20 protein-coding genes, 1 tRNA gene and 1 pseudogene are annotated in these 25363 nt (G+C 67.0%); 15 read left to right on the top strand and 7 right to left on the bottom strand.

Annotation, left to right across the window (positions count from 1 at the left end):
- Nucleotides 1–17 precede the first annotated feature (17 nt).
- On the bottom strand, nucleotides 18–1841 hold the full coding sequence (locus FKO37_RS04240; protein WP_238603773.1) for a DUF262 domain-containing protein: 1824 nt from the start codon (nucleotides 1839–1841) through the stop codon (nucleotides 18–20).
- A 312-nt stretch (nucleotides 1842–2153) separates the two neighbouring features.
- Between FKO37_RS04240 and FKO37_RS04245 the strand changes: the two genes are divergently transcribed.
- On the top strand, nucleotides 2154–2561 hold the full coding sequence (locus FKO37_RS04245) for a tyrosine-type recombinase/integrase (protein ID WP_238603774.1): 408 nt from the start codon (nucleotides 2154–2156) through the stop codon (nucleotides 2559–2561).
- A 98-nt stretch (nucleotides 2562–2659) separates the two neighbouring features.
- Here the strand turns inward: FKO37_RS04245 and FKO37_RS04250 are convergent.
- Nucleotides 2660–2730 (bottom strand) — tRNA-Gly (locus FKO37_RS04250).
- 116 nt (nucleotides 2731–2846) lie between these two features.
- Between FKO37_RS04250 and FKO37_RS04255 the strand changes: the two genes are divergently transcribed.
- Complete coding sequence (locus FKO37_RS04255) at nucleotides 2847–4055, top strand: oxygenase MpaB family protein (RefSeq protein WP_238603775.1); 1209 nt, start codon at nucleotides 2847–2849, stop codon at nucleotides 4053–4055.
- Nucleotides 4042–4623, top strand: a complete 582-nt coding sequence (gene dcd / locus FKO37_RS04260; protein ID WP_037354328.1) for a dCTP deaminase — start codon at nucleotides 4042–4044, stop codon at nucleotides 4621–4623. Before FKO37_RS04255 ends, dcd begins: the two co-directional genes overlap by 14 nt.
- On the opposite strand, the gene FKO37_RS04265 is transcribed toward dcd, so the two are convergent.
- Entirely contained in the window at nucleotides 4620–5816 is a 1197-nt protein-coding gene (locus FKO37_RS04265; protein WP_037808930.1) for an NAD(P)/FAD-dependent oxidoreductase, read from the bottom strand. The two genes, dcd and FKO37_RS04265, sit on opposite strands and share 4 nt — an antisense overlap.
- A 71-nt stretch (nucleotides 5817–5887) precedes the next feature.
- Between FKO37_RS04265 and FKO37_RS04270 the strand changes: the two genes are divergently transcribed.
- The 4 genes from FKO37_RS04270 to FKO37_RS04285 all read left to right on the top strand — a co-directional run bounded on the left by FKO37_RS04270 (nucleotide 5888) and on the right by FKO37_RS04285 (nucleotide 13972).
- On the top strand, nucleotides 5888–6358 hold the full coding sequence (locus FKO37_RS04270) for a MarR family winged helix-turn-helix transcriptional regulator (RefSeq protein ID WP_238603776.1): 471 nt from the start codon (nucleotides 5888–5890) through the stop codon (nucleotides 6356–6358).
- 63 nt (nucleotides 6359–6421) lie between these two features.
- Nucleotides 6422–10408 carry a hypothetical protein gene (locus FKO37_RS04275; RefSeq protein ID WP_238603777.1) on the top strand — a complete coding sequence of 1329 codons (3987 nt, stop codon included), beginning with the start codon at nucleotides 6422–6424 and terminating at the stop codon, nucleotides 10406–10408.
- Nucleotides 10409–10581: 173 nt separating this feature from the next.
- Nucleotides 10582–13173, top strand: coding sequence for a rifamycin-inactivating phosphotransferase (gene rph, locus FKO37_RS04280; RefSeq protein WP_238603778.1), 2592 nt, complete (start codon nucleotides 10582–10584; stop codon nucleotides 13171–13173).
- 103 nt (nucleotides 13174–13276) lie between these two features.
- Nucleotides 13277–13972, top strand: coding sequence for a CAP domain-containing protein (locus tag FKO37_RS04285; protein ID WP_238603779.1), 696 nt, complete (start codon nucleotides 13277–13279; stop codon nucleotides 13970–13972).
- Here the strand turns inward: FKO37_RS04285 and FKO37_RS04290 are convergent.
- Both FKO37_RS04290 and FKO37_RS04295 read right to left on the bottom strand, forming a co-directional pair.
- Nucleotides 13966–14958: a cation diffusion facilitator family transporter gene (locus FKO37_RS04290; RefSeq protein WP_134727704.1), complete on the bottom strand. Its 993-nt coding sequence runs from the start codon at nucleotides 14956–14958 to the stop codon at nucleotides 13966–13968. The two genes, FKO37_RS04285 and FKO37_RS04290, sit on opposite strands and share 7 nt — an antisense overlap.
- Before the next feature lie 208 nt (nucleotides 14959–15166).
- A pseudogene (locus tag FKO37_RS04295) lies at nucleotides 15167–17457 on the bottom strand ((Fe-S)-binding protein).
- A gap of 169 nt (nucleotides 17458–17626) precedes the next feature.
- On the opposite strand from FKO37_RS04295, the gene FKO37_RS04300 reads away from it, so the two are divergent.
- The 3 genes from FKO37_RS04300 to FKO37_RS04310 are packed head-to-tail and all read left to right on the top strand — an operon-like array spanning nucleotide 17627 to nucleotide 18994.
- The gene (locus FKO37_RS04300) at nucleotides 17627–17953 is read left to right on the top strand and encodes a multidrug efflux SMR transporter (protein ID WP_037808919.1); all 327 of its coding nucleotides are present in this window, start codon (nucleotides 17627–17629) and stop codon (nucleotides 17951–17953) included.
- Complete coding sequence (locus tag FKO37_RS04305; protein WP_009085017.1) at nucleotides 17950–18510, top strand: TetR/AcrR family transcriptional regulator; 561 nt, start codon at nucleotides 17950–17952, stop codon at nucleotides 18508–18510. The genes FKO37_RS04300 and FKO37_RS04305 overlap by 4 nt, the downstream gene beginning before the upstream one ends.
- A gap of 43 nt (nucleotides 18511–18553) precedes the next feature.
- Complete coding sequence (locus tag FKO37_RS04310; RefSeq protein WP_238603780.1) at nucleotides 18554–18994, top strand: GNAT family N-acetyltransferase; 441 nt, start codon at nucleotides 18554–18556, stop codon at nucleotides 18992–18994.
- On the opposite strand, the gene FKO37_RS04315 is transcribed toward FKO37_RS04310, so the two are convergent.
- Nucleotides 18972–19469 carry an NUDIX hydrolase gene (locus FKO37_RS04315; RefSeq protein ID WP_238603781.1) on the bottom strand — a complete coding sequence of 166 codons (498 nt, stop codon included), beginning with the start codon at nucleotides 19467–19469 and terminating at the stop codon, nucleotides 18972–18974. The two genes, FKO37_RS04310 and FKO37_RS04315, sit on opposite strands and share 23 nt — an antisense overlap.
- 8 nt (nucleotides 19470–19477) lie before the next feature.
- The gene (locus FKO37_RS04320; RefSeq protein ID WP_238603782.1) at nucleotides 19478–20017 is read right to left on the bottom strand and encodes a YbhB/YbcL family Raf kinase inhibitor-like protein; all 540 of its coding nucleotides are present in this window, start codon (nucleotides 20015–20017) and stop codon (nucleotides 19478–19480) included.
- A gap of 162 nt (nucleotides 20018–20179) precedes the next feature.
- Here FKO37_RS04320 and FKO37_RS04325 point away from each other — a divergent pair, with 162 nt between their 5' ends.
- From FKO37_RS04325 to grpE, 5 genes are all read left to right on the top strand, one after another.
- Nucleotides 20180–20956, top strand: a complete 777-nt coding sequence (locus FKO37_RS04325; RefSeq protein ID WP_238603783.1) for a DUF4097 family beta strand repeat-containing protein — start codon at nucleotides 20180–20182, stop codon at nucleotides 20954–20956.
- A 19-nt stretch (nucleotides 20957–20975) separates the two neighbouring features.
- A complete protein-coding gene (locus FKO37_RS04330) occupies nucleotides 20976–21194 on the top strand; it encodes a hypothetical protein (RefSeq protein ID WP_037808913.1) in 219 nt (72 codons plus the stop codon).
- Nucleotides 21191–22597, top strand: a complete 1407-nt coding sequence (locus FKO37_RS04335; RefSeq protein ID WP_238603784.1) for an alpha/beta hydrolase — start codon at nucleotides 21191–21193, stop codon at nucleotides 22595–22597. Before FKO37_RS04330 ends, FKO37_RS04335 begins: the two co-directional genes overlap by 4 nt.
- A gap of 187 nt (nucleotides 22598–22784) precedes the next feature.
- Complete coding sequence (dnaK, locus tag FKO37_RS04340) at nucleotides 22785–24650, top strand: molecular chaperone DnaK (RefSeq protein ID WP_037808908.1); 1866 nt, start codon at nucleotides 22785–22787, stop codon at nucleotides 24648–24650.
- The gene (gene grpE / locus FKO37_RS04345) at nucleotides 24647–25354 is read left to right on the top strand and encodes a nucleotide exchange factor GrpE (RefSeq protein WP_037808905.1); all 708 of its coding nucleotides are present in this window, start codon (nucleotides 24647–24649) and stop codon (nucleotides 25352–25354) included. The genes dnaK and grpE overlap by 4 nt, the downstream gene beginning before the upstream one ends.
- Nucleotides 25355–25363: the final 9 nt, after the last annotated feature.

The raw sequence follows: 25363 nt of genomic DNA on the forward strand, positions 1-25363 counted from the left end.
CCGAGCGCGCACTTGACCTAGAGACTCCAGACTCGTTCGAGCGCGTCCGCTGCTAACTGGTCCGAACGCTTCCTTATCTGCTCGTCAGAAGGAACGTGCACTCGACTTTCCGCCCATGACTGCAATTCGGGGTCTAAGTACACGTGCGCCTTTTGCAGAGTCGCGATTTTATCTATCAGACTGGAACTTCCGAGCGCGCCGTTGAGTTCTCTTGTTAATAGAATAAGATTTCCGATCGAGTAAACTGGGTCATCGCTTCCGTTTAAAGCCATAGCTTGCGGTTTGATATGTTCGATCGACCAAGAATGGAGATTCTGGCCTGCCGGCACCAACTTTTCAGCCTTCGCGAAAGCCATCAGGATATAAGCGATGAATATTTTGCGAGCGCGCAGCTTTTGCGCTTGATTGAGCTGAAGATCGGGAGCATAGAAGAGTCTTTTGAAGGCTGCTTCAGCACGTTCGCGCGCAGGTAGGCTTGCACGCAATCGAGCCTTTAGGTCTGCGATGGCTTCGGCCACTTGCGCTTTAGTGCTAGCGGCCTCAAGGCGTACGGCGAATCGATTATAACGACCCCGGGTTCCACCGGTCGATCCACTGTTCGTCAAAGCCGTAAACTGAAAATGGAAGTTTTCGACAAGGCGCATAACCTCAATAAGTTGTGCTTCCTTTACGATCTGACTTTCTTGATATTTTCGAGCGATGGCCAGCACGGTTGAGTTTGCTACTGAAACGTTGAAGATGGACAATGCGCGAACGCTATCGACAAATTCGGCTACCGAGAAGGCGTTGCGGACATTATTTACTTTCGGCTGAACTTGGATGTCCTCATACTCCAGCCACTCGTACGTGCTCGTGTCCATTTCGAGCTCTTTCAAGTACGAGATATGCTTGCGGGATTCCGATCCGAGCCGGTTGCTGATTTCCTTAAATAATTCAGGCTCTTTTACTGCGGTTCGCCGGGAGTTCCATGATTGCCAGATAAAACGATCAACGACATCTGAGCTGACTCGGCCATCTTGAACCTTGTCGACGAGGCGGTCCCATCTGTCAGCTACGGCCTTCCGGTCGGGGGAATTTTTTGCACCCCGTCTAATCAAAAGGTTTTTAACAAGGTCTGATATTCGCAGATCTGCTCCGCGGGTATTCAGAGTCTCGAAGATGAGAAACCCGTCTTCTTCTGATGTTAATTCAACTTGAATAACACGCGCCTTAAGCACGTTGGCTCGAATAGACTTCAATCGCTCAATCTGACTAGCTAAGGGAAGTCTACTTAGCTCTTGTTTCACGCGATCTTCGAAGAAGGTTCTGGCGTCGCCAATTCTTTCAGCGCTGCGATTCCACTTTACGCCCGAAGGGATTGCGCTCGGATTCTGGATAACTTCGTAAAACATTTCTTCCTGCCGCCGGATGACGGGGTACGCGGTGCCGTCATCGTCTGTGGCTATCAGGTATTTCTGTGTTGCATTTCCTTGGGTTTTTGCCGCGTTGATCGACTCCGAATTGTCAGTATCATCAGCGGTTTCCGATATTTCAAGAAAAAAGTCGCGAACGACTGATAGAATGATCGCGCTCGTTGTTAGGCGTTGTTGGCCGTCAATTACTGAGTAAGTATCGTTAAATAGATCCCGCTTTTCGCTAACCCACGTCACAGTGGATCCGAAGAAAAAGTCCCCTTGCGCGAGTACGACATCGTTCCAAAAATCCTCCAGCTGGTCGGCCGACCAGCTATATGGGCGCTGGAAGTTTGGGACTTCATATAAGCATTGCCGGAAGCAGGTTTGGATAGTTCGAGTCTCGCTCTTGATTGGAATCAGATCAACGCTGGCGGCTGCTTCGGTCATATTTTTTCCCTGCTGTCCGGGTGTGACTTTGGTCGAGTGCATTTTAGCGTAATTTCTTTGCCGTGTCCTTGGCTTGCGACGTTCTTGCCATCGTGTCTCTGCGAGGTCCAGGATGGCGGCGCATTGGCAACGGGCACCCATATGCTGAGTCGTTCGGTGTCAAATTTTCGGCAAAGTGGTGCTGCTCGGCGTCTTAGCTCGGCTGCTGTGCCGAGAACGCCAGTACGGTCCGCGTGACCCGAGCGTTCGTTGATGTGCCGGGCAAAGGGCTGTCGACCTGCCTCCCCGAAGTCGCCGGCGGGCGTCCGGACGGTGACGGTGCCGCACGCGGTTCGGCCGCTGCTGTTGAAACACCTGGCGTTGTTCGTGAAGCCGGACGACGACGCGTTGTTGTTCACGGGCAAGAAGGGCAACCCATTGCGGCGGCTGAACTTCGCGCAGCTGCCGAAGTGGACGGAAGTCGTGGCGGACCTCGGGTTGAAGGGTCTGCACTTTCACGACTTGCGACACACGGGCAACGTGTGGGCGTCCAAAGCAGGGATGTCGACCAAGGACCTGATGGCGCGGGTGGGTCATGACGACATGCGAGCGGCCCTGATCTACCAGCGTGCGACGGACGAAGCGGGCGAGCGGATCGCCGAGACACTGTCGAAGCTCATCGAGGAGCACCGGCGGACCGAGCGTCCGAAGGGAAAGCGCGAAAATGGAGCCGCCGAGTGATGTTGCTGGGATGTTGTTGGAACAGTCTGTAGAAAGCCAGAAGGGGCGCTTCCTGAAATTGGGAAGCGCCCCTTCTGAGCTGCTAAAACAGCCATCTGAGCGGATGACGGGAATCGAACCCGCGTATTCAGCTTGGGAAGCTGATGTTCTACCATTGAACTACATCCGCAGTGCTCCGCCAGCATACACAACCACGGCACCCCCATGTCCAGCGGGGGCCACGCCTTGACGCTCCCCCGCCAAAGTGACAACACTTGTTGTCGACCCACGGTGCGGAGGTGCGCGATGGACGACCCCGAGATGTCTCCTGAGATGTTCCGGCAAGGCGGGTTCCGGCTGGCCGCCCGGAGCCGGGGTGCCACCGCCGACGAAGCGCAGCTCAAGCGGCTCCGTACTTTCGCGCAGCAGGAAGACGCCCTGGCCGACGCCGTCGTCGAGTGGCTGCACCGGGAGCCTCACCAGCAAAGCCGCGTCGACCAGGCGTTGGCGGGGGAACAAGTTCACCCGGAGCTGAAAGCCTTCATCGACCAGGTCGAGGCCACCCCGTACTGGGTCGACCAGCAAAGGCTCGTCCGCGGCGCGAAGGCCATCACCCGCGCCGGGCTGCTCGGGCTTTTCCCGCTTGGCGACATGTCGCTCATGGGCGGCTACCTGGCCTCACGCGCGACGAAATCCCTGGTCGGGACCGGGGAAATCGAGCATCGGGCACCGCGGCGGTTGGTGGAGACCGCCGCGTGGTGGATTGACGTCACGACTCCGGGCGCGCTCCAAAAGCACCGCACGGGGTATCAGGCCGCGCTCAAGATCCGGCTGGTGCACGCGCACGTCCGGCGCGCGATGAACAACCGGCCGGATTGGGATTACGACCGGTGGGACCGGCCGGTCAATCAGGTCCAGACCGCGGGCACGCTCCTGCTCTTCTCGCTCGTCTACGTCTTCGGCACCCAGCTGCTCGGCCTCCGCTACACCGCCCGCGAGAAGGCCGACATCCTGCATCTTTGGCGCTACGTCGGCTGGCTGATGGGCGTCGCCGACGAGCTGCTGCCCGCCGATGAAGACGACGCCTGGCGGTTGCTCTGGATGCTCGCCGCCACCGAGTTCATTCCCGACGACGACTCCGTCCGGCTCGCCCGCGCCCTCGTCGACACGCACGCGGCGATCGGCGAGGGGCGCGGGGCGGCCGGGAAGGTGCTCGCGCAGGTAAACGTCGGCGTGCATTCCGCGATCAGCCGGCTCGTGCTCGGGCGGGACAACGCCGACTTTCTCGGGCTGCCGGACAACCCGGTCGCGCAGGCCGCGGTGCTCGCCGCAGCGGGGGTGAATTACGCGGCGGAGACCGTGCGGCAGCTGGTGCCCGGTGCGACTGCGCTGCAGGAAGCGCTCGGCGCGTTCGGGCGCCGGCGGTACCTCAAGCGGATGGACGCGGTGTTCGGACGGAGGGGTGCCCCGGCCGCGCCTGCCCGCCCGATAGGCTGCATCCGTGCTGCTCAGTGACCGTGACCTCCGCAAAGAGCTCGACGCCGACCGCCTCGGCATCGACCCCTTCGACCCTGCCATGGTCCAGCCGTCCAGCATCGACGTCCGGCTCGACCGGTACTTCCGGGTCTTCGACAACAGCAAGTACACCCACATCGACCCGCAGCTGCAGCAGGACGAGCTGACCTCGCTGGTCGAAAAAGAGGGCGACGAGCCGTTCGTGCTGCACCCCGGCGAGTTCGTGCTCGGGTCCACGTTCGAGCAGGTCCGGCTCGCCGACGACCTCGCCGGACGGCTCGAGGGCAAATCCTCCCTCGGCCGCCTCGGGCTGCTCACTCACTCCACCGCGGGCTTCATCGACCCCGGCTTCTCCGGGCACATCACGCTCGAGCTGTCGAACGTCGCGAACCTGCCGATCACGCTGTGGCCCGGGATGAAAATCGGCCAGCTGTGCATTTTCCGCCTGTCCAGCTCGGCGGAATTCCCGTACGGCTCCAGCGAGGCCGGCTCCCGCTACCAGGGGCAGCGCGGGCCGACGCCGAGCCGCGCGTACAAGAACTTCCACCGCGTCGACACCTGGCGCTAAGCCGCCTTCACCGGGGCGGCCCAGTCGATCCGGTGCTCCCACATGAACCGGTTCGGGTCGTCGGTGGCCGGTTTGCGCATCGCGCGCGTGATGAAGAAGTCCCGGAGCACCCGGCCGATCGGGCCCGGGGCTTTGGCGTCGCCGTTGCGTTTGCCTTGGGCCACAACGGCTTCCACCCGCTCGCGGCGCAGCGTTTCGAAGGTGGTCAACGCGGCCGCCGGGTCGGCGACGTCGCGCAGGCACATCGCGAGCGTCACCGCGTCCTCGATCGCCATCGCCGCACCCTGCCCGGCCGCCGGTGACGTCGCGTGCGCGGCGTCGCCGATGAGGCCGATCCGGCCGCGATGCCACACCGGGACCGTCGGGAAGTCGTACGTCGCCCACGGTTCGTAGATGTTTTCGCTCGCCTCGATGATCGCCGCGGCCGGAGTGCGGTCCGCGCGGACCAGGTCGAGCAGTCGCTTCCGCCAGCCGGGGCCGCGCATCCCGGCGAGGTCGGATTCGGTCGGTTCGCTGGCGTGCGGCACGTTCGCGAACCACCAGACCGCGCCGTCCGGGGCGAGTACGTGCGCGAAGAACGCCTTGCGGCCGAACACCATGTGCATGATGCCGGGCTCGTCGTCGAGGTCGAGGCCGCGGGCGAAACCGCCGGTGTTGAGCAGCGGCACGTACCGCGGCGACGGGGCGGAGGGATCCAGGATCCGGCGGACTGTCGACCTCAGCCCGTCCGCGCCGATCAGCAGGTCGCCGTGGGTTTTCGTGCCATCGGCGAAGACCGCGGTGACGCCGTCCGCCGACTGTTCGGCACCGGTCAGCCGCTTGCCGAACTCCGTGCGCACGCCGCGTCTGACCGCTTCGTCGCGCAGCGCCACGTAGAGATCGGAGCGCAGGACGGTCTGGCTCACCGTGCCGTCCGGCAGCGCGCCGCCGAGCGGGAACTCGCTGAGCCGGCGGCCGTTGCCGAGCCCGAGCGTCATCCGCGGCGTGTCGAAACCCAGGTCTTTGACCAGCGGTTTCAGCCCTAACGGCGTCAGCGCGTCGAGGCCGTTCACGGCGAGCGTCAGGAACGCGCCGACTCCCTCCGCGCTGCGGTCGTACGCCTCGTACAGGACCGGTTCGTGCCCCACCTCGTGCAGCGCGATCGCGGTGATCGCCCCCGCGATGCCCCCGCCCGCGATCAAGATCCGTGCCATGATTCGCCCCTTCGAATATCTTGGAAAGTAATTCGTTCTATCGAACTAAATAGTCCGCTAGACTCCGGGGCATGTCAAGCGAACGCGAGGATCTGGTCGCTGAGCTGCTGCTTCGTGCCCGGGTGCTGTCGACCGAGACGGTCATGTTCCACACCGCGCTCGCCGAGCAGAACGGTCTTTCGCCGGTCGAGAGCAAGGTCACCGACTACCTCGCCCGGCTCGGTCCGCTCACGCCGAAGGAACTGGCCGAGTACGCCGGGCTCGCGCCCGCGTCGGTCACCGCGCTGGTCGACCGGCTCGAGCGCAAGGGCGTCGTCAACCGGATGCCGCATCCGGACGACCGGCGGAAGGTCCTCGTCCGGGTCGACCCGGCGAACGTCGAGCGCGTCGCGCCGCTGTGGGACTACATCGTCGCCGCGACGAAGTCGATCGCGGCCGGCTACTCCGACGAGCAACTCCAAACGGTGATCGGTTTCCTCGATCAGGCGGCGGCGATCACCCACGAGTCAACCGTGCGTCTCACTCATCGCTCAGCGGAGTGAGGTAATCCCACTGCCGGGTAAGAAATCGCCGCGGCGTCACCGGATGGTGGAAAACTTGCCCGCATGGTTTCGGCCGGGAAACGTCTGCTCTTAGTCCTCGGCCTGGTGGCCACTCTGCTGACCCCCGCGGCGTATGCGGCGCCCCGGCCGGCGCAGGAATTGCAGGTCACGGCGGTCGCCGAACCGCATCGGGTGCACGCGGGCGACCAGGTGACGTTCACGGTCAGCGTGACGAATCCGGCTTCCGTCCCGGTGTCCGATGTGGACGTCGTGGACGAGCGGAACCCGCAGTGCGGCAAGAAGATCGGCACCCTTGCGCCGGGGGCCAGCGCGCGTTATCAATGCACGTTCGCCGCGCCGGAGAAGGGGTTTGTCGCCACGGTCAAGGCGACTGGCGTGGGCTCCGGCGGGAAGCAGGTGTCGGCTTCAGCGGGCAGCAACGTCGATGTCCTCCGCCCGGCCCTGAAGTTGAGTCAACAGGTCGACAAGCCGGCTTACCGCGCCGGCGATCAGGCGACCTTCACGCTCAAGACCATCAACACCGGCGACGTTCCGCTGCACGACGTGACCATCGCCGACCCAGCGGTCCCCTCGTGCGCACGCGCCATCGGAGCCCTTGCGCCGGGCCAATCGGTGGTGGGCACCTGCACGGCAACCGTGCCGCTGCCGAACGGAGCTCGCGCGGCCGTGAAGGGCATCGACCCGCTCGGCAAAGTTGTCAGCTCGACCGCGGACGCGAAAGTCCCCCTCATCACGCCCGCGATCTCCGTTTCCAAGGAAGCCGTCCCGCCGGTGGTGCACGGCGGGGATCAGGTCGCCTGGAAGGTCACCGTGCGCAACACCGGTGACAGTCCGCTCAACCCGGTCGACGTCACCGATGATCTGACTCCGGAGTGCTCGCGGTCCTTCGGCGTACTGACGCCGGGCACCCAGCAGACCTACTCGTGCACCGCGAAACCCGCGCTCACCACCACAAACAGCGTTACCGCCACGGGTACGGACGCCACCGGCCGACCGGTCACGGCCAAGTCCTCGGCCACTGTCACGGTGATCCATCCGGCCCTCGCGGTCACCGCTGCCGCCTCCCCCGCGCAGGTGCGCGAAGGGGACCGCGTCACTTTCGCTGTCACCGTGCGCAACGCCGGGGACGTGCCGCTCGACGACGTCGCGGTGGCCGACGACAGCGTGCCCGGTTGTGTCCGCAAGTTCGGCACGTTGGCGCCCAATGCGGTCGAGACGTATAAGTGCGAACAGTTAGCTCCGGCGGACGACGTGACGAATACCGTTGTCGCGACTGGCAAAGACCAGCTCGGAACGACACAGCGCGCGACCGCGGAGGCGCGGATCGATGTGGTTCACCCGACGTTGGAAGCTTCCGTCGCCGCCGCGCCCGCGCAGGTGCGCGAGGGGGGCCGTGTCACCTTTACTGTCACGGTAAGCAACGCTGGCGACGCCGAGTTCCACGACGTCACCGTGGCAGACGACCGGGTCGCCGAATGCGCGCGAACCCTCGGAACTGTTGCCGCACAAGGAAAGCAGACTTTCACCTGCACCACGGTCGCCGGAACGCAGGGCTTCACGAACGACCTGACCGTCACCGGCACCGATCCAACCGGCCGTCCGGTCACCGCAAAGGCGAGCGCGTCGTTCACCGTGCAGCATCCGGCAGTCACCTTGACCGCGACTGTCCAAGGTGGACCGTTCCGCGAAAACGACTCCATCGCAATTCATGTCGTCGTGGCGAACACCGGCGACGTGCCGCTCACCGGACTGGCCGTCACGACAATGGCCCGTGCCGATGGCTGCGCACAACAGCACGACACCCTCGCCCCCGGAGCTAACTGGGCGTTCGACTGCACCACTACCGCACCGGGTGCCGACGTGACAGAAGCACTGCAGGTCACCGCGAAACCGCCGGTCGGAACGCCGGTGACGGCGGCGACGGAGGCAGCAATCGACGTGATCCACCCGCTCGTCACGCTCGCGCAGAGCGTGACGCCGACCGTCGTGCGCCCGGGTGGGCCCGCGACGTTCACCCTGACCGTCACAAACGCCGGCGACACCGAACTCCGCGACACCCAGGTCGCTGACCCGAGTGTCCCGGAATGCGCGAAGCGGCTGGGAACCCTTGCCCCGCAGGCAAAGCAGACCTACACCTGCACCCGGCCCGCGACTGACGATCTCACCAGCGACGCGACGGTCACCGGCACCGACCCGTCCGGCCGCCCCGTCACCGCGAACGCGAGCGCACACGTCGACGTCATCCACCCCGCCGTCCAGTTCACCCAAACTGTCGCGCCGACGCAGGTGCGCGAGGGGGACGAAGTCACCTTCACCATCACCGTGCGCAACAGCGGAGACGTGCCACTGGCCAAGGTGTCCATTGTGGACGAAAAGACCCCCGGCTGCACCCGCGACTTCCCCACCCTGGCCGCTGGCGAAGAACAGCACTACACCTGCACCACGAAAGCCGGGCATGACGGTTACTCGAACACCGCGAAGGTGACCGCCGCAGACCCGATCGGCGGCACGGTAACCGCCACCGCTGACGCTGCGTTCACCGTCGTGCACCCGGGATTGTCGTTGACGAAGACCGTCCACGGCGGCCCCTTCCGCGCCGGTGACCCGGTCACCTTCACCATCACCGCGACCAACACCGGCGACGCCCCGCTGACCGCCGTCAAGGTCACCGACCAGGGCCCGTGCGCGAAAGCCCTCGACACCCTCGCCCCGAAAGCGAACAAAACCTACGACTGCACCATCCCCGCCCCCGCTGACGACGCGGTCAGCACCGCGCACATCACCGGCACCCCGCCGGTCGGCCCGCCGCTCACCGCGTCCGCCGACGCGCACATCGACGTGATCCATCCCGCGCTCACCGTGCTGACCTCGGCGAACCCGACCGTCGCGCGGGTCGGCGACACTCTCACCGTGACGGTCTCCGTCACCAACACCGGCGACGTCCCGCTCACCGCGGTGACCAGCACTGATCCCGCGTGCCCGAAGAAGTTCGACCGCCTCGAACCCGGTGCCGCACAGAGCTACCAGTGCACGGTGAACGCCAAACCGGACGACTTCGCCGTCCTCGCCACCCTCTCCGGAACCGACCCCACGAACCGCCCGGTCACCGCGTCCGGCTCGGCGAAGATCGACGTCATCCACCCGGAACTCGCGATCATGAAGGACGCCCAGCCGTACGAGGTGCGCCAGGGCGACAAGGTCACGTTCTCGCTGCTGGTCCGCAACGTCGGCGACGTTCCGCTGACCGCGGTGTCCGTTGTGGACGATCGCACCCCGGCCTGCGCGCACCAGATCCCGAGCCTGGCCCCGGACGCGCAGATCGAGTACCAGTGCTCGATCACCGCGGGCGCGGCCGGGTTCACGAACACCGCGAAGGTGACCGGCACCGACCCGACGCAGCGAACGGTCAACGCTTCCGCCCAGGCGTCGTTCAAGGTGAAGAAGCCCGCGCTGTCCGTCGCCCAACACGCCCCGGGCAGCGCGTATCGAGCCGACGACGCGGTGCCGTTCGAGGTCGTGGTGACCAACACCGGCGACCAGCCGCTGCACGACGTCCGGGTGGCCGGCGACCCTGCTTGTGCGCACGCCTTCGCCGAACTGGCGGTCGGCGGAACCCAGCGCTACCAGTGCGTGGCACCGGCAAGCGCCGCCCCGCTCACCGCGACCGCGGCCGCCCCGTGGGGCCCGCCGGTGACCGCGACCGGGAAAGCCGACTTCGCGGTGCTTCACCCGGCGTTGGACCTGCGCCGCGATCACCTGGACCAGCCGATCCGGCCGGGTGACCCGGTGACCTACGTGAGCACCCTCCGCAATACCGGCGACGCGCTTTTGCACGACGTGACCGTTCGCGCCGCGGACCCGGCCTGCTCGTTCACTGTCACCCAGCTGGCCCCTGGCGAACAGGTCACCCGCGCCTGCACGCTTTCGGCTCGCGCGGACGTCACCACGACGACCACCGCGACCGCGACCGATCAGACCGGACGCCCGGTGACCAAGGAAGCCACCACGACGACGAAGGTGAGCCCTTGAAGCGGGCAAAAGAAAAGGCAGCGAAGAATATCTCTCCCTGCCGTATTTAACTTATAACGCATCGGGGGGCTTGCCGCAAGACCCGGGTGGTACCGCAGAATCTCCAGCCGACCCGGCTTCCGCTCGACAGGCAGCGACAGCCGGGAACGACCACAGACGGGGGAAACGAACGAATGGGTAGCTACGTGCTCGGTCTCGGGCAGATCGACCGGGAGCAGGTCGCGATCGTCGGGGGCAAGGGCGCGCATCTGGGCGAACTCGCGCGGATCGACGGGGTCCGCGTGCCGCCCGGTTTTTGCGTGACGACCGAAGCGTTCGAGCGGATCATCGAGAACGCGCCGGAACTGGCCGGGCCGCTGGACCGGTTGGCGAACCTGAACCCGGACGACCGGGACGCGATCAGCGAGGGCAGCGCGGAGATCCGACAAGCGCTGGAAGCGATCGCGATCCCGGACGATCTGGCGAAGGAGATCACCGACGCGCTGGTGGACGGACGCGCCTACGCGGTCCGGTCGAGCGCGACCGCGGAGGACCTTCCGGGCGCGTCCTTCGCCGGGCAGCAGGACACCTACCTCAATGTCCTTGGCGCGGAGGCGGTCCTGCGGCACATCAGCCGGTGCTGGGCGTCGCTGTTCACCGAACGCGCGGTGACCTACCGGCTGCGCAACGGCTTTGACCACCGGAAAGTCCACATGGCCGTGGTCGTGCAGCAGATGGTGTTCCCGCAGGCGGCCGGGGTGCTCTTCACCGCCGACCCGGTGACGTCCAATCGGAAGACCGCCGTCGTGGAGGCCAGCTTCGGGCTCGGCGAGGCGCTGGTTTCCGGTCTGGTCAACGCCGACAACTACCAGGTGCGCGACGGCGCGATCGTCGACAAGGCGATCTCCGCCAAGCAACGCGCCATCCTGGCCGTCGAGGGCGGCGGCACCGAAGAGCAGGTGATCGACGCGGACCAGCAGGAACAGGCCGCGCTGACCGACGACCAGGTCCTGCGACTGGTGGAACTCGGCCGCACGATCGAGGCGCATTTCGGCCGCCCGCAGGACATCGAATGGTGCCTGGCCGACGACGAGTTCCAGATCGTGCAGAGCCGCCCGATCACCACGCTGTTCCCGCTCCCGGCGGCCGCCGACGAGGGAAACCACGTCTACCTTTCCGTCGGCCACCAGCAGATGATGACCGACGCGATGAAGCCGCTGGGCCTGTCGGTCTGGCAGTTGACGACCCCGCGTCCGATGGCCGAGGCGGGCGGGCGGCTGTTCGCGGACGCCACCGCGTTGCTGTCGGTGCCCAAGAGCCGCGCCAGTTTCCTCGCGGTGGTAGGGAAATCCGATCCGCTGATGGCGGACGCGCTGGAGACCGTCCTTTCCCGCGAGGGCTTCCTCCCGCTGTCCGACGACGACGGACCCGGCGAGCAGATCCCCGGCGCCGCACCGGCCACCATCGAAACCGATCCGGCCGTCGTCACCGAGCTGATCCAGCACAGCGAGGCCTCCATCGCCAAGCTGCAGCGAGAAATCGCTGCGAAGTCCGGCAGCGAACTGCTCGACTTCATTTTCGAGGACGTCGAGGAAATGCGCCGGATCCTCTTCGACCGGCGCAGCCACCAGGTGTTCACCGCGGCGATGCAGGCGACCTGGTGGCTGAATGACCACCTCCAAGAGTGGCTTGGCGAAAAGAATGTCGCCGACACGCTCACCCAGTCCGTCCCGCACAACGTCACCGCGGAGATGGGGCTGGCGCTCCTCGATGTCGCCGACGTGCTCCGCGCCCATCCCGAGGTCGTCGCGTTCCTTCAGGACGTCGAGGACAACGGCTTCCTGGACGAACTGCCGAAGCTGGCCGGCGGGGAGGAATCGCGCGCCGCGATCCAGGGGTACCTCGACAAGTACGGGATGCGCTGCGTCGGCGAGATCGACATTACCCGGCCGCGGTGGAGCGAACAGCCGGTCGCGCTGGTGCCGATGTTGTTGTCCAACATCAAAAACTTCGAGCCGGGGGCCGGGCAGCGCCGCTTCGAACAGGGCCGTCAGGAAGCGCTGGACAAGGCGCAGGAGGTCCTGGAACGGTTGCGTGCCTTGCCGGACGGCGCGGCGAAGGCCGAGGAAACCGAGCGGATGATCGAGCGCGTCCGCACGTTCACCGGGTACCGCGAGTATCCGAAGTACGGCATGATCAGCCGCTATTTCGTATACAAGGAAGCTCTGCTGGGCGAGGCCGAGCGGCTGGTGCGGGCTGGCGTGCTCGACGAGCCGGAGGACCTCTTTTTCTTGCGCCTGCAGGAATTCCAGGAGGTCGTGCGGACGAGCGAGGTCGACCGCGAGCTGATCCAGCAGCGCAAGGAAGCGTTCCGGTCCTATGAATCGATGACGCCGCCCCGCGTGCTCACCTCGGACGGCGAGGCCGTTTCCGGCAGCTACCGCCGCGACGACCTGCCCGAAGGCGCGTTAGGCGGGCTGCCGGTGTCCGCCGGGACGATCGAGGGCCGCGCCCGCGTCATCCTGGATCTCGGTGACGCCGATCTCGAACCGGGCGACATCCTCGTCACGGCGTACACGGATCCGAGCTGGTCCCCGCTGTTCGTGGCGATCACCGGCCTGGTGACCGAGGTCGGCGGCCAGATGACGCACGGTGCGGTGATCGCGCGGGAGTACGGCCTGCCCGCGGTCGTCGGGGTGCAGAACGCCACGAAGCTGATCAAGGACGGACAACGGATCCGCGTCAACGGGACGGACGGGTACGTCGAGGTTCTCGACGCTGGGTAGTGGGTCTCCGGCCGCTGCGCCATTTGGAGGTAACCATCGTAATCAGTTCGTGATAGTTTCCGCGGCTGTGTCCTCCATTAGTGTGCGCGTCCGGGTCGTAAGCGTGACTCTCAGTGTTCTCTTTGGGGGGCTCGGAGCAGCTGGCGGGACGTTCGCACTGCGCTCCGGGCACCTCGACACACTGAGCGTCGCTGTCCCGGAAACGCGCGACGGCGGGTTGTCCTCGGGTGCGCTGCGACCGTTCGCGGTGTCGCCAGCGTCTTCAACGTCGGCGACACCGAGCAGCACCGCGCCCGCGACTACGGCGCCGCCATCGACCTCGGCCACTCCCGCGCCGCCCCCGCCGTCGCCGTCGCCGTCGACTGAAGAGTCCAAAGAGGACACTCCGACGAGCAGCAGCGCGAAGCCGGCACCCAAGCCGCGCAGCGCGCCGACGCTGGCGGGCCAGGTCCTCGCACTGGTCAACGACGAGCGGGACAAGGCGGGCTGCGATCCGGTGGCCGAGGAATCCCATCTCGACCAGGCGGCGCAGGGACACAGCGACGACATGTCGCAGCGCGATTACTTCTCCCACGACACCCCGGAAGGCGAGAGCTTCGCCGACCGCATCACCGCCGCGGGATATCCCAAACCGGGCGCGGAGAACATCGCGAAGGGCGCGACCAGCGCGGACCAGGTGATGCGGATGTGGATGAACTCCAGCGGGCACCGCAAGAACATCCTCAACTGCTCGCTGAAGAAGCTCGGCGTCGGCGTCACGACCGACGGCTGGTACTGGACGCAGGACTTCGGCTACTGATTCGGTCGCGGCGGCACGCCGTACCGGGCCAGCACCGTCGCGCGCAGCTTCGGATCCGTCCGCGGCACGGGTTCGATGAACACCTCCGCGACGTCCGGGAACCGCTCGCTCAACTCGTCGGCCATCCGCACGCACGCGCGTTCCAGGTCGGCAGCGCCGAGTGCGTCGTCGAAGTCCACGCGGGCGCACACCAGGACGTGGTCGGTGCCCATCAGCATGGTCTGCAGATCCACCAGCGCGTCGATTTCCGGCGCAGCTCCGAGGTGATCCCGGATGCCGCGGACCAGGCGCGGATCCGCCTGCCTGCCGACCAGCAGACCGCGGTTCGTGCTGCCGAGCAGGTACGCGACGCACGCGAGCAGCACGCCGATGAGGATCGACGCGATGCCGTCCCACACGTCCGAGCCGGTCAGTTGGTGCAACCCGATCCCGGCGAACGCGAGCAGCAGACCGACCAGCGCCGCCGAGTCCTCGAAGAGCACGGTCTTGGGTGCCGGGTCGTCGATCATCCGCAGGTAGGCGAAGAACGGCCGCTGCTCGGCTTTCGCGTCGCGTCGGACCTGGCGGACGGCCTGTGCCCACGACACCGATTCGAGCGCGAAAGCCAGCGCCAGCACGATGTAGCCGACGATCGGTTTCGTCTGCTCCGCGCCTTCTCCGAAAACGGTGGTGAATCCTTCGTACAGCGCGAAAACCGCACCGGAAGCGAAGATCGACACCGCGGCCAGCAGCGACCAGAAATACCGCTCCTTGCCGTACCCGAACGGATGGCGGCGATCAGCCGGTCGCTCGGACCGTTTCAACGCGGTGAGCAGCAGCACCTCGGTGATGGTGTCGGCGACCGAATGCGCGGCCTCGGACAGCATCGCGCCCGATCCGGTGATGATGCCCGCGACGAGCTTCAGCACCGCGATCGCCAGGTTCACCCCACCGGCCAGCACCACGGTAAGAGTGCTTTCGCCGCCGCCCTCCGATTCGTCGCTCACGCCGGAAAGACTAACGGCACCGCGGGGTACGCCGCCTGCTGCAAGCAGCCACGACGAGGGCGAGCGCGCCCACGACCAGTACCGACTGGTCGACCGTCGCGGCGAAGCCCGCTTTGACGGCGGGCAGCAACCCGACTCAGCAGTACGTCCCGGCAACGAAACGGCCCCTGACATCCGCGGATGCCAGGGGCCGTTTTCAGCGAGAACCTCAGTCGTCGCCCTCGGGCAACGGTGTTCCGGTCGGCTTCTCGTCGGTCGGGACGTCCGGCTTGGCGGACAGTTCCGCGTCCGATTCGTCCAGCGACGGCGCGCCCGAGGCGACCAGCGCCGGCTCCGGCTTGCGCTTCACCGCGGTGAGCAGCAGCTGCGCGACGTCCACGACCTCGACCTTTTCGCTCGCCATGCCGTCGCTCTGGCGCGAGGTGACGCCGTCGGTGAGCATCACGCGGCAGAACGGGCAGCCGGTGGCGATCTTCGACGGAGCGGTGCCGAGCGCCTCGTCCACGCGCTCGACGTTGATCCGCTTGCCGATCTTCTCTTCCATCCACATCCGCGCGCCGCCCGCGCCGCAGCACATCGAGCGGTCGCCGTGCCGCGGCATTTCGCGCAGCTGCGCGCCGGACGCGCCGACGAGCTCGCGGGGAGCGTCGTAGACCTTGTTGTGCCGGCCCAGGTAGCAGGGGTCGTGGTAGGTGACGTCCTCGGCGACCGGCGCGACCGGCGTCAGGTGCTTCTCCCGCACCAGGCGGTTCAGCAACTGCGTGTGGTGCACGACGTCGAACTGGCCGCCCAGCTCCGGGTACTCGTTGGCGAGGGTGTTGAAGCAGTGCGCACAGGTGACGACCACCTTGCGCGCCTTGCGTTCCCGTCCCTCGAACACCGAGTTCAGCACCTCGACGTTCTGCTGCGCCAGCATCTGGAACAGGAACTCGTTGCCCGCGCGGCGAGCCGGGTCACCGGTGCAGGACTCCTCCGAGCCGAGCACGGTGTACTTGACGCCCGCGATGTGCAGCAGTTCCGCGACGGCACGCGTGGTCTTCTTCGCGCGGTCCTCGAACGCACCGGCGCAGCCGACCCAGAACAGGTACTCGGCGTCGCCGAGGTCGCCGTCGAAGACCGGGACCTCGAAGTCGAGGTCTTCCGTCCACTGCAGGCGGTCCTTGGCGTTCTGGCCCCACGGGTTGCCCTTGTTCTCCAGGTTCTTGAACATGCCGTTCAGCTCCGTGGGGAACGACGACTCGATCATCACCTGGTAGCGGCGCATGTCCACGATGTGGTCGACGTGCTCGATGTCGACCGGGCACTGCTCGACGCAGGCACCGCAGGAAGTGCAGGACCACAGGACGTCCGGGTCAATTACGCCGCCGTCGTCGCCGACGAGCGCCTTCTGCGACTCAGCGATCGCGAGGACGTCGATGCCCGCGTACATGTTGTCGCCGGACAGGCCGACCTCGTCACCGGCCATGTCGCGCTTGCCGCCCGCGAGCAGGTAGGGTGCCTTCGCGTAGGCGTGGTCGCGAAGCTGCGTGATGAGCAGCTTCGGCGACAGCGGCTTGCCGGTGTTCCACGCCGGGCACTGCGACTGGCAACGGCCGCATTCGGTGCAGGTGGAGAAGTCCAGCCAGCCCTTCCAGCTGAAGTCCTCGATCGCGCCGACGCCGAAGGTGTCCTCGTCCGGGTCCGCCTCTTCGAGGTCGAGCACCTTGCCCTTGCTCATCATCGGCTTGACCTTGCCGAGTGCGACGCCGCCGTCCGCCTCGCGCTTGAAGTAGATGTTGAAGAACGCGCTGAACCGGTGCCAGGCGATGCCCATGGTCATCGTGCGGGCCACGACGATCAGCCAGACCGTGGCGCTCATCAGCTTGATGAAGGCGAACACCGACACCAGCGCCGCGCTCGAGGGCAGCAGCTCGCTGAGCGGGTTCGAGACGAAAGCGGCCCAGGTCGGCGTCTCGTGGACGTGCATCGCGGCCTTGCCGGCGCGCACGCCGATGATGCCGATGCCCTCGACGATCACCACGGCCTCGACGAAGTAGGCCCACTTGAAGTTCGAGCCGGCGAAGCGCGACAGCCGATCGGCCCGGCGCGGGTGGTTCAGCTGCCGGATGATCGCGAGCGCGACGCCGCCGACGACCGTGCCGACGCCGAGCAGCTCCATCAGGAGGCTCCACAGCGACCAGTCCTCGAGGATCGGCCAGCCCCAGGTCGGGACGAACACCTCGCCGTAGGCCTCGAAGAGCGCGAGCGACCCGATCAGGAAGCCCCACATGACCAGCCAGTGCCACGGCGCGACCTGGCGGAACTTCGCCATGCGGGTGTGCGCCGCGAACTCCTTGACCAGGGTCATCAAGCGCGCCATGAACGGGCCGTTGCGGGTGGCGTCCGGCTGGCCGAGCTTGATCACCCGCACGAAGCGGGCAATGGTCGCGATGAACATTCCCCAGGCGACGATGCCCAGGAGGACGGAAATCCCCCGAGCGTCAGCTGTACAGCGCCCATCGTCGGGTGCCTTTCGTCCGGTGTGGTGGTGCCGCCGCGCGAGCGCGCCGGTGCCGAGCAGGGTAACGCTTCTTACTGATGGGTAACCGGTCCGACGGTCCCAAGTCCCACCGATGTGGTGCACGCCTCGCTAGCAAGTGGGACGATCGTTCAGGTACTTTATTGTGCTATGGGTGCTTACTTGTACCTCGCTTTGGCCATCGCCGCAGAAGTGACCGCCACGATTTCGCTCAAACTCTCCGAGGGCTTTTCCAAGGTGACGCCGTCGATCCTGGTGGTCGTCGGGTACGGGCTGGCGTTCTTCGCGCTGTCGCGGGTGCTGAAGCTCGGGCTGCCGATCGGGGTGGCCTACGCGATCTGGGCCGCGGCGGGCGTGGCGCTGGTCGCGCTGGTCGGCGTGCTGTTTTTGAAGGAGCCGATCAACCTCGCGGTGATCTCCGGGCTGGTGCTCGTGGTCGGCGGGGTGGTGCTCATCGAGGTCGGGAGCCAATCGTGAAAATCCAGACCGACGGCCGCAAGGCGCGCGGCGAGAAGCGCCGGACGGAGATCATCGAGGCGACCCTGCGAGTGATCGAACGCGACGGCGTCGCCGGGGTCACGCACCGCACGGTCGCCGCCGAAGCGGGCGTGCCGACGACGTCCACGACCTATCACTTCTCCTCTCTGGACGACCTGCTCGTAGCGACGCTCATCTCGTGCGCGCGCGACATGGCGACCGAGGTGTACTGGATGATCGACCGCGCCCGGTCACGCGGCAGCCGCGGTGCGGAAGAGGTGGCTGGCCTGCTCGCGGAGGCGCTCGGGCCGCGGCGTGGGCGCACGATGGCGGAGTACGAGCTGTACCTGCTGGCCGCGCGCAAACCCGAGCTGCGCCCGGCGGCGCGGCGGTGGCTGGATGTGTTGACGTCGATGGTCCGGCATGACGACGAGGTCGCGTTCCGGGTGTTTCTCGCGGGTATCGACGGGCTGCTGATCCAGGGGCTGATCGACGACGAGCCGCCGTCCGCGGAGGAGTTGCGTCCGGTGGTGGACTACCTGCTCAAGCCCGCCTGAATTCGGTGGAGTTTCCCGGAGCCGGTCGGCTAGCTTGCCGGGCATGAGGGTCGTGGGTGAATACGAGGTCGACGACCGGCGGGAGCGGCTCGACCTCGACGTGCTGTGGGACTTCCTTTCCACCGAGGCCTATTGGGGCCGATGGCGGACGCGAGAACAGGTGGAAGCGGCGATCGCCGGATCGTGGCGGGTCGTCGGGGCCTACTCGCGCGTGGACGGACGACAGGTCGGCTTCGCCCGAGCCTTCTCCGACGGAGTGACCTCGGCGTATCTCGGCGACGTGTTCGTGGTCGAGTCCGCTCGCGGGAGCGGATTGGGCAAGGAACTCGTGCGCGAGATGATCGACCACGGGCCGGGAGCAGGCTTCCGCTGGATGCTGCACACCGCGGACGCGCACGGGTTGTACCGGCAGTTCGGGTTCGAGGAGCACACGAAGGGCCGGTTCCTCGAACGCGAGGGGGTCAACCGGGAGTCGCTCCGGTAGGTCCATTGTGGACGGAGAGGGCGGCGGCCACGACGTCCCGGATCAAGGTGTCGCCGGGTGCGCAGTTCACCAGCAGCCGGTCCAGGTCTTCCTTGCCGAACCACGCGCTGTGCGGGTGCTTGTCCCGTTCCAGGACCGGGCGGGCCAGGTCGCCCTCGACCTCGATCAGGTAGAAGTCGCCGACCTCTTCGCCGTCGTCGAGCGGCCAGCGGTGGCGGCCGAGGTTCCCGACCACGCGGCGCAGCCGCCAGCCGGTTTCCTCGAAGACCTCGCGGGCGAGCGCTCCCAGCGTCGTCTCGCCCGGTTCGAGGTGGCCGCTCACGACGTCCCACGTGCTCGGATACCGCGGCCGGTCCGGGCTCCGGAACTGCACGAACGCGCGTCCGTCGGCGCCGAGGACCACTCCGCCCGCGGTGTCGGGCAGAGGTTGCGGAAAGACCACGCCGTCCGCAACCTCCACCGTCGGCTCCGCCACGAAAAACCTCAGCCCTTGTTCTCGTAAACCGGCACCAACGTGGCCCGCCCGAGCGTGTGCCCGAACATGTTGAACCCCAGGAACGCGGGGGTAGCGTCCTCCGGCACCTCCAACGTCTCCACGTCCAGCGCGTGCACCACGAAGAAGTACCGGTGCGGCCCGTGTCCGGGAGGCGGCGCGGCGCCCAGGTACTGCCGAACCCCGCCGTCACCCTTAAGCGTGACCGCCGAATCGGGCAGTCCCGACCCAGCGGAGTCGCCCGCGCCAGCCTCCAGCGAGGTCACCGAAGCCGGGAGGTTGAACACGGCCCAGTGCCAGAACCCGCTGGCAGTCGGGGCGTCCGGGTCGTACACCGTCACCGCGAAGCTGCGGGTGCCTTCCGGGAAGCCTTCCCACGCCAGCTGCGGCGAGCGGTCCTCGCCGCCGGCGCCGAAGATGCCCGAGAGGTGCGGCTGGGCCAGGGTCTCGCCGTCGGCGATGTCCGTGCTGCGCAGCGTGAACGAGGGAACCGACGGCAGGTAGTCGTACGGATTGGGCGGCTGGGGCATGGGTTCCTCCTGATCAACGGGGCTCTCCGGCCGCCAGGTTAGGACCCTGGCCCTCCGGTCGCCGCCTCAGGGATGTTTCGGGGGGTTTACCGGATGTCCCCGGGGCCCCGCACCTTCTAACGTCTCTCCAGACAGCCGAGAGTGGTACTGAGGGGAACTGACATGGCACGCCCGCTTCTGGCAGTGGCCGGCATCGCGGTGATCGGCGTTGGGGTGGCGATCGGATTCGGCGGGTGGGGGTTCGGTTCCACGGTTTCGCGGGACGCGACGCTGACGCAGGAGATCCGCGGGGTGAAACTGGAGAACGGCTCCGGCGACGTGCGCATCCGCACGGCTCCCGGCGCGGCTCGCGTGCACCAGACCCTTCGCTACCACTTCAGCGGCGCGCCCGGCGACGCCTACCGCGTCGAGGGAGACCAGCTCGTCATCGTCGACTGCGGCCGCAACTGCACCGCCGACATGGAGCTGATCGTCCCGCCCGGCATTCCGGTCACGGGCAACTCCGATTCCGGCACGCTGGACTTCGCGGGCGTCGGCAGCGTCGACGTCACCGCCGATTCCGGGCAGGCGCGGATGCAGGACGTTCCGGGGCTGGTCAAGCTCCAGCTGGACAGCGGTTCGACGGAACTGCACAACGTCGGCGAGGTGCGGGTGCACAGCCAGTCCGGCCGGATCGAGGGCGACGGCCTGCGCGGGCCGGTCGACGTCTCGGCGGGCAGCGGGCGGATCGAGCTCACGCTGACCCAGCCCAACAACGTCAAGGCGCAGGCCGACTCCGGCCGCGTCGAGGTGTCCGTGCCGCGCTCCGGGTCCTACCAGGTCACGGGCAACAGCGAGAGCGGTCACCGCAGCATCGAGATTCCGCAGAACTCAGGTCCGGACGCGAAGACGCTCGAGCTGAACACCGACAGCGGCAGCGTCACCGTCAAGGCCGTCTGAAGGGGAGAACAGACACATCATGCGCAAACTCGAAACGCGGCTGCTCGCCGCGGTGCTGGCGGGCGCGGTGGGGGCGTTCGCGATCACCGCGGCGGTCGGCCACTCGCCTGAACCGCAGGCCACCACGCCGGTCGCGGTGGTGGAAATCCCGGTGCAGCAAGGGGTCGTCCGGAACGCGGAGACAGTCGTGCTCCGCACCGCGGCCGACGACGGGACGGCGCGGGTGCGCCGGGCATGAACCTGGCCGCCGCCGTGCTGACCCTGCTTCCGCTGGTCAGCGCACCGACCCCGGCGTTGACCTGGACGCCGTGCGGGACCGAGCAGGAGCCGACCGCGCAATGCAGCCAGGTCGAAGTGCCCATCGACCGCGCCCATCCGGAAACCGGCACGGCGCACATCCCGCTCACCCGACTGCCCGCGGCGGACCAGCAGCACCGGATCGGATCGCTGCTGGTCAACCCTGGCGGGCCGGGCGGATCCGGGGTCGGCTTCGTGCGCTTCGGCGGACTCGACCCCAAGGTCATTGGCTCGGCGCGGAAACCGCTGCGGGACCGCTTCGACATCATCGGCTTCGACCCGCGCGGCGTGTGGTTCAGCGATCCGAAGATCAGCTGTGACCCGGCGAAGCTGCACGACCCGAAGATCGGTCTCTTCCCGGCCACCAAGCAGCAGTACGACGCCTTCGTCGCGCACAACCGCGCGGCCGGCGAGGACTGTCTCGCCAAGACCGGTCCGATGCTCGGGCACGTCGACACCCAAAGCGCCGCCGAGGACATCGACGCGATCCGCGGCGCGCTCGGCGAGCAGAAGATCTCCTGGCTCGGCGTCTCGTACGGCACCGAACTGGGCGCGGTCTACGCGTCGAAGCATCCGGACCGGGTGCGCACGATGGTGCTCGACGGCGCGATCGACCATGCCCGGCCGATGCGGCAGGCGATGGTCGAGGAGGCCGCTGCCACCGAGGACGCCTTGCGGCGGTTCGCCGGGTGGTGCGACCGTTCGACGGGCTGCGCGCTGCACGGAAAGAACGCGCTCGCCCGCTACGACGACCTCGTTGCCCACGGCGCGTACGCGAAAGCGTTGGGCCGCAAGGCAACCGGCGAGGAACTGGCCTCCGGCGCGTACGGCTACCTCTATCTCCCCGCCGAGTGGCCCGAGCTGAGCCGCGCCCTGGCGGACCCGGACGCGAGCACGCTCGCCCAGCACGCGTCGTTCGCGAGCGAGACCTACGGCGCGTACCGCTCGATCGGCTGCCAGGACTTCCCGTCGCCGTTCACCGGATTGGCGGACCTGCGCGCGACAGCCGGGGTGATCCGCGCGGTCGCCCCGCACAGCTGGCGCTACAGCGAGTACTGGGACCTCTCCGCGGGCTGCACCGGCTGGCCGCTTCCCGCGCAGAACCCGCCGCAGCCGCATCCGGTGCGCGGAGCCCCGCCGATCCTCGTCGTGGGCGGTGCGCACGACCCGGCGACGCCGTTGCCGTGGGCCCGCGGGCTCGCCGCGAGCATCGACGGATCGGCGCTGCTCACGTACCTCGGCGACGGCCACACCGGGCTGCTCAACTCCGAGTGCGTGCGGCGGGCCGAGGCCAGGTACCTGGTGAGTGGCGTCACACCGCCGCGGGGCGAATTCTGCGGGTGAACCCGGGAACAAGACCGGGGGGTCCGCCGTTATCCTGATAGCAAGGTTGAGCGCAGTCGGCTCAAGTCTGGAAAACCGGGCCGTGCGCGAGACCTCGAGAACCTGCTAAGAAGGTACTCAAGAGTGCCTCGAAACCGCAGGTCACGAACATAGCAGCAACCCAGTCCAGAACACGAGAGGAAGCACCATGGCGCGAGCGGTCGGCATCGACCTCGGCACGACCAACTCGGTCGTCGCCGTCCTTGAGGGCGGCGAGCCGACGGTCATCGCCAACTCGGAAGGCTCCCGTACCACCCCGTCCATCGTCGCCTTCGCCAAGAACGGCGAAGTGCTCACCGGCCAGCCGGCGAAGAACCAGGCCGTCACGAACGTCGACCGCACGATCCGGTCCGTGAAGCGGCACATCGGCACCGACTGGAAGACCGAGATCGACGGCAAGGCCTACACGCCGCAGGAGATCAGCGCGCGCGTGCTGATGAAGCTCAAGCGCGACGCGGAGGCGTACCTGGGCGAGGAGATCACCGACGCGGTGATCACCGTCCCGGCCTACTTCGAGGACGCGCAGCGGCAGGCCACCAAGGAGGCCGGCCAGATCGCGGGCCTGAACGTGCTCCGGATCGTGAACGAGCCGACCGCGGCCGCGCTGGCCTACGGCCTGGACAAGGGCGAGAAGGAACAGACCATCCTGGTCTTCGACCTCGGCGGCGGCACGTTCGACGTGTCCCTGCTGGAGATCGGCGAGGGCGTCGTCGAGGTCCGCGCGACCTCCGGTGACAACCACCTCGGCGGCGACGACTGGGACGAGCGCATCGTCACCTGGCTGGTCGACAAGTTCAAGGCCGCCAACGGCATTGACCTGACCAAGGACAAGATGGCGCTGCAGCGCATCCGCGAGGCGGCCGAGAAGGCGAAGATCGAGCTGTCCAGCTCCAACTCCGCCAGCATCAACCTGCCCTACATCACGGTGGACGCGGACAAGAACCCGCTGTTCCTCGACGAGACGCTGTCGCGCGCCGAGTTCCAGAAGATCACCTCGGACCTGCTGGAGCGCACCCGTCAGCCGTTCAACAACGTCATCCGGGACGCGGGCATCGCGGTCGGCGACATCGACCACGTGGTCCTCGTCGGCGGTTCCACCCGCATGCCGGCGGTGTCCGAGCTGGTCAAGGAGCTGACCGGCGGCCGCGAGCCGAACAAGGGCGTGAACCCGGACGAGGTCGTCGCCGTGGGCGCCGCGCTGCAGGCGGGCGTGCTCAAGGGCGAGGTCAAGGACGTCCTGCTGCTCGACGTGACCCCGCTGTCGCTGGGCATCGAGACCAAGGGCGGCGTCTTCACCAAGCTGATCGAGCGCAACACCACGATCCCGACCAAGCGGTCCGAGATCTTCTCGACGGCGGACGACAACCAGCCGTCGGTGCAGATCCAGGTGTTCCAGGGCGAGCGCGAAATCGCCGCGGCGAACAAGAAGCTCGGCATGTTCGAGCTGACCGGTCTCCCGCCGGCCCCGCGCGGCGTGCCGCAGATCGAGGTCACCTTCGACATCGACGCCAACGGCATCGTGCACGTGACCGCGAAGGACCTCGGCACGAACAAGGAGCAGTCGATGACGATCACCGGCGGCTCCGCGCTGCCGAAGGACGACATCGAGCGCATGGTCAAGGACGCCGAGGCGCACGCCGAGGAAGACAAGAAGCGCCGCGAGGAAGCGGAGACCCGCAACCAGGCGGAGACGCTGGTCTACCAGACCGAGAAGTTCGTCAAGGACAACGACGACAAGCTGCCCGAGGACCTCAAGGGCAAGGTCAAGACCGCGATCGACGAGGCGAACGAGGCGCTCAAGGGCACCGACTCGGCCAAGATCCGCGAGTCCATCGAGAAGCTGAACACCGCTTCGCAGGAGATGGGCAGCGCGCTGTACGCGAACGCGGGCGCGGCCGGCGCCGAGGGCGCTCCGGGTGCTGAGGGCGCGGCCGGTGCCGCGGGCGACGCTCCGAAGTCGAAGGCGGACGACGTGGTCGACGCCGAGATCGTGGAAGAGGACGAGAAGAAGTGACCCCCCGCCACTCCGAGACCGAGGGCACTGGCCCCGAGGAACCGGTAGTCGTGCGGGATCGGCGACGGGTGGACCCGCAGACCGGCGAGGTCCGCCCGCCCGCCGCGGAGGAGACTCCGGCCGGTGAGGAGCCCGCGCAGCACGCGGGCCCCTCGCTGGGCGATTCCGTGGACGAAGCGGTTTCGGCCACCTCGGATGTCGAAAAGCAACTGTCCGAGCGCACTGCCGACCTGCAGCGTTTGCAGGCGGAGTACGCGAACTACCGCAAGCGGGTCGACCGCGACCGCGAGGCCGTGGTGCAGAGCGCGAAGGCGTCCGTGGTCGGCGATCTGCTGCCGCTGCTGGACGACCTCCAGCGTGCGGAGCAGCACGGCGACCTCACCGGCGCGTTCAAGGCGGTGGCCGACAAGCTGGTCTCCAGCCTGGAGCGGTCCGGCCTGGAAGCGTTCGGGGCCGAGGGCGAAGAGTTCGACCCGAGCATCCACGAGGCCGTGCAGCACACGACGTCCCCGGACGTGAAGGGCCCGACGGTCACCCTGGTGATGCGTCGCGGCTACCGCTTCGGCGAGCGGGTGCTGCGCGCGGCTCTGGTCGGCGTGACCGACCACGAGCCCGGCGAAGCCCCGGCGGGGCAGCCGGTCGATCCGCCGGTCGGCGGCGAACTGCCGCTCGACGGTTCGGTCGATGAGTCCGGCCAGCAGTAACAATCGGTT

The sequence above is a fragment of the Amycolatopsis sp. Poz14 genome (genome assembly GCF_006704225.1).
GTDB lineage: Bacteria > Actinomycetota > Actinomycetes > Mycobacteriales > Pseudonocardiaceae > Amycolatopsis > Amycolatopsis nivea.